Annotated in this window: 4 protein-coding genes; 1 reads left to right on the top strand and 3 read right to left on the bottom strand. The window is 62.5% G+C overall.

Annotation, left to right across the window (positions count from 1 at the left end):
- Positions 1-110 precede the first annotated feature (110 nt).
- The 3 genes from L3X40_RS21030 to L3X40_RS21025 are packed head-to-tail and all read right to left on the bottom strand — an operon-like array spanning position 111 to position 1445.
- Positions 111-692: an SDR family NAD(P)-dependent oxidoreductase gene (locus tag L3X40_RS21030; protein WP_255209825.1), complete on the bottom strand. Its 582-nt coding sequence runs from the start codon at positions 690-692 to the stop codon at positions 111-113.
- Positions 658-867: a hypothetical protein gene (locus L3X40_RS22380; RefSeq protein ID WP_255209826.1), complete on the bottom strand. Its 210-nt coding sequence runs from the start codon at positions 865-867 to the stop codon at positions 658-660. Before L3X40_RS22380 ends, L3X40_RS21030 begins: the two co-directional genes overlap by 35 nt.
- Before the next feature lie 26 nt (positions 868-893).
- Positions 894-1445 carry a recombinase family protein gene (locus tag L3X40_RS21025; protein WP_004213210.1) on the bottom strand — a complete coding sequence of 184 codons (552 nt, stop codon included), beginning with the start codon at positions 1443-1445 and terminating at the stop codon, positions 894-896.
- 139 nt (positions 1446-1584) lie between these two features.
- On the opposite strand from L3X40_RS21025, the gene L3X40_RS21020 reads away from it, so the two are divergent.
- Positions 1585-4542 (top strand): Tn3 family transposase, encoded by a 2958-nt coding sequence (locus L3X40_RS21020; RefSeq protein WP_031286087.1) that lies wholly within the window; start codon positions 1585-1587, stop codon positions 4540-4542.
- The last annotated feature ends 57 nt before the right edge of the window (positions 4543-4599 follow it).

Genomic DNA, 4599 nt, shown 5'->3' with positions numbered 1-4599 from the left:
GGGGTGACTACACGAAAGTGACGTATCTGCACGCTAAGGGCGAACAAATCCGGTACGATGCCAGCAGATGCTATTCGCAGGCTTTCCTGCCCCTTTTATGTGGTGCCGCCCTACGGGCGCCGATATGGGAGGGCGGCAATCCGATTGACCAACGATCGAGGTAGAACCCTGCTCGCCAAATATGTGAGCTGGTTGCCCATCCCCGGTATGGCGAAGGATTGCCGATAAACCAGAGCGTGGACTGCATGGGCCGCGCACCGGTCAACATCCATCAAACCCAACCTCCCCCACTTCAAATCGCTGAGGGCAGCCATGTCTGTGTCGATTCCACCGGGTGCAAAAGACCCAACACTCACTCCCGTCCCGGCAAGCTCCACGGAAAGCGCTCGCATGAGGGTGCTCACATAGGCTTTCGACGCGCCGTAGACCGCTTGGAAGGGCACGGATGTTTCGCCCGCCAGGCTCGACACGGCGATTACTGAGGATTCAAACGGCTGCTCCCTGAAAATCGCAATCAGGCGAGCCAGCAAATCCGTGAAACCGAGTATGTTTGTTTCAATTACCTCGGCATAAGTGTCGGCACGGCCTGCATCAAATGAACCAACGCTCGTCATTCCGGCAACCAACAAAGCGGCTGTTACTTGCAATTCTGCAACCTTAGCCGCGATTTTTCTCCCTGCCCTCGATTTCACGTTGATCAGCCACTATAATCTCGCACGGCACATTGAACCGCTCGTCAATTTCGGTCTGTAGCTCCCGCAAGTTGTCGAGCCTTCGTCCAACAATCAGGGGCTTGGCCTGGTACGATGCCGCCAAGCGGAGGGCGGACGCTCTGCCCAAACCGGTCGAAGCCCCTGTGACCAGCACCCACGAGTTCTTGATCGCCAGCGGTTTCACGCGTTTTCCAGAGCCTTGTATAGGGCGGTTTTGCCGATCTTGAGCCGGGCCGCCGCCTCACGAACAGTGAGGCCCGCTGCGATATGCGCCCGCGCTTTACGTAGTTTGTCGGGGGTAACGACAGGCCGGCGACCACCCTTGTTGCCCCGCTCGCGTGCGGCCTTGAGGCCGGCATGAGTGCGTTCACGGATCAGGTCACGCTCGAATTGGGCCAGCGAGCCGAAGATGTTGAACACCAGCATGCCGCCCGAAGTGGTGGTGTCGATATTCTCGGTGAGTGAGCGGAACCCGATGCCGCGCGCCGCAAGCTCGCCGACCTTCTCGATCAGGTGGCTCATCGAGCGGCCGAGGCGGTCGAGTTTCCAGACCACCAGCGTGTCGCCGGGGCGCAAATAGGCGAGCGCTTCGGTTAGGCCAGGCCGATCGGCTTTTGCCCCGGATGCGTGATCGTCGAATATACGGTCGCACCCGGCAGTGTTCAGCGCGTCAAGCTGGAGCGACAGCTTCTGGTCTGCGGTCGAGACGCGCGCATAGCCGATCAGCGCCACATGATGCCCGATCCTGTCCGTTTTCCCGTCATTATGCGATCTTGTCCGAATCGCCGTTACAGGTCCAGAGTTAACGGACATATTCCTGTTGGCCGCCAGAGGACCGTCTGACGGACACGCAAAGCGAAGGAGATGATGCTTGGCGAGACGGCGACTGGTGAGCCTGGAAATCTGGGCGAGGCATTATGGCGCGCCGCTCGATGAGCGCGAGATCGCGCGTCATTATACGCTGACCAGCGACGACCTGGAAATTGTCGGCCGCCGTCGCGGCGATGCCACCCGGCTCGGCTATGCGATGCTCATGCTATATATGAGATGGCCTGGCCGTGCGCTGGAAGCGGGCGAAGTCCCGCCCGCTCCTGTGCTCGCCTATGTGGCGCAGCAACTCGGCGTCGCGCCGGCAGCCTTCGCGGATTATGCCCATCGGGACCAGACCCGTCGCGAGCATCTCGTCGAAATCCGACGATCGCACGGGTTCAGGATTTTTGACCGCAACGCTTTCCGTGAAGTTGTCGCCTTCTCGGTCCCAATCGCGCAGACCATCATACACCCCGGCCAGATGGCAGACGTCATCGTCGATGAACTCCGGCGCCTGCAGATCCTCCTGCCTTCTCCGTCGATTCTCGAAGCGGTGCTGCGGCGGGCGCGCCAGCAAGCCGAACAGCTTACCTATGAAGTGCTCACGAATGGCCTGCTGCCTGACACCCTTCAGGGCCTGGACGATTTGCTGGCCCGACGACCGGGGCAGGTCGCGACATGGCTATCCTGGATGCGCAATGCGCCACAATCGCCGGCAGCGCGCAACATCCTGCGCCTGATCGAACGGCTCGCCTATATCCGCGCGCTGGGCCTCGATCGCGCCCGTGCCGACATGATCCCGGCTTTGACTTTTGACAGGCTGGCGGACGAAGGCAGCCGCATCACACCCCAGCACCTTGGCGAACTCAATGCCCTGCGCCGCCATGCGACGCTGGCGGCAACCGGCATCCGGCTTGAGGAAAGCCTGACCGACGCCACCCTGACGATGTTCGACAAGCTGTTGGGCAGCATGGCGCGCCGCGCCGAGAACCGGACCCGCGACAAAGCCCTCAAGACGGTGCGCGAGTTGCAAGGCCACCTCCGGACGCTCACGGGGTCTTGCCGCCTCCTCATCGACGCGCGCAGCAAGGGCGTGGATTCTCTGGCGCAGATCGAGGCGCTGGACTGGCAGCACTTCGCCGTGGCCGTCGAGCAGGCCGAAGTGCTCGGGCGACCGGAAACCGTCGATCGCACCGCCGAATTGATCGAGCGGCATCGGACGGTGAAGCTCTTTGTCGGCGCTTTTCTCAACGCCTTCGAGTTTCGCGGCGCCGGCGCGGTTCAGGGGCTCCTGTCAGCGCTGGCCATCATCGCGGAGCTATATCGGACCGGCAAACGGCGCTTGCCTGATCGCGTGCCGCTACGCTTTGTGCCGCCCGCATGGCGCCCGTTCGTCCTGCGGGATGGCATCGTTGATCGTGCCGCTTATGAACTATGCGCCTTGTCGCAACTACGCGAGCGGTTGCGAGCCGGGGATATATGGGTCGCGGGAAGCCGGCAGTTTCGCGATTTCGACAGCTATCTCATACCGCCGGCGACCTTTGCGGCGCTGCGCGAGAAGGGGCCGTTGCCGCTCGCCATCGAAACGGATTTCGAGCGCCATATCGAGGAACGGCGCACCAGGCTCGACACGGCGATCGAGCAGGTAACGGTCCTTGCACGGCAAGGGGAGCTGCCCCAGGTTAAGCTTGACGAAAACGGTCTCATCATCTCGCCGCTGAAGGCGGCAACACCGCCCGCCACCGAGATTGCCCGTCGCGCCGCCTATGATCGACTGCCGCGCGTGAAGATCACCGATCTTCTGCTGGAGGTCGATGCCTGGACCGGGTTCAGCGAATGCTTCATCCATCGTCGTTCGGGCCGGGAAGCCGACGATCGCAATGCGCTGCTCACGGTCATCCTCGCCGATGGCATCAATCTCGGCCTCACACGCATGGCGGAAACCTGCCGGGGCGCAAGTCTGCGTCAGCTCGCCCATCTTCACGACTGGCACATCAGCGAAGCCGCCTATGGCGAAGCGTTGGGAAGGCTGATCGACGCCCATCGCGCCATGCCGCTCGCCGCGCTGTGGGGAGACGGCACCACTTCGTCGAGCGACGGACAGCAATTTCATGCCGGGGGCCGTGGGGCCGCGATCGGCGACATCAACGCGCGCAGCGGCAACGAACCAGGCGTTGCCTTCTACACCCATGTCTCGGATCGATATGACCCCTTCGCAAGTCGGGTGATCGCGGCGACCGCTGGCGAAGCGCCCTATGTGCTGGATGGCTTGCTGTATCACCAGACCGGCCTGACGATCGAGGAGCACTACACCGATACGGGCGGGGCATCGGACCATGTGTTCGGCCTCATGCCCTTCTTCGGCTACCGCTTCGCGCCGCGCCTGCGCGACATCAAGGAGCGTCGTTTACACCTCCTTCCCGGCCAAGAATCCGGCCCCTTGCTTGCCGGCATGACGGCCGAACCGATCGCATTGGGTCATGTCGCGGCGCATTGGGACGAACTGCTGCGGTTCGCCACGTCGATCCGCACCGGCACCGTCACTGCTTCGGCAATGCTGCGCCGCTTGTCCGCCTATCCGCGACAGAACGGACTGGCCCTCGCACTACGCGAGCTGGGCCGCCTCGAACGCTCCATTTTCATGCTCGACTGGCTGCGCGACATCGACCTGCGCCGGCGCACCCAGGCGGGCCTCAACAAAGGCGAAGCCCGCAACGCGCTCGCCCGCGCGCTCTTCTTCAACCAGCTCGGCGAACTGCGCGATCGTCGGTTCGAGAACCAGACCTATCGCGCCTCCGGCCTCAACCTGCTCGTCGCCGCCATCATCTTGTGGAACACTCGCTATCTCGAAATGGCGCTGGCGGACATCGGCACAGCCGACGAAATCGCACGCCACATCGCGCCATTGGGCTGGGAGCATATCTCGCTGACCGGTGACTATAGCTGGAATGTTGAAGATCAACCCGATCCGGACGCCTTGCGACCGCTGCGCGCCGTCAACTCCCTACTTGCCGCGTGACGTTCGCTATCCGTTCGCCCTTTCCGTGCAGATACGTCACTTTCGTGTAGTCACCCC

Source organism: Rhizorhapis sp. SPR117 (assembly GCF_021742065.1).
This window is presented reverse-complemented; position numbering and strand designations above follow the sequence as displayed.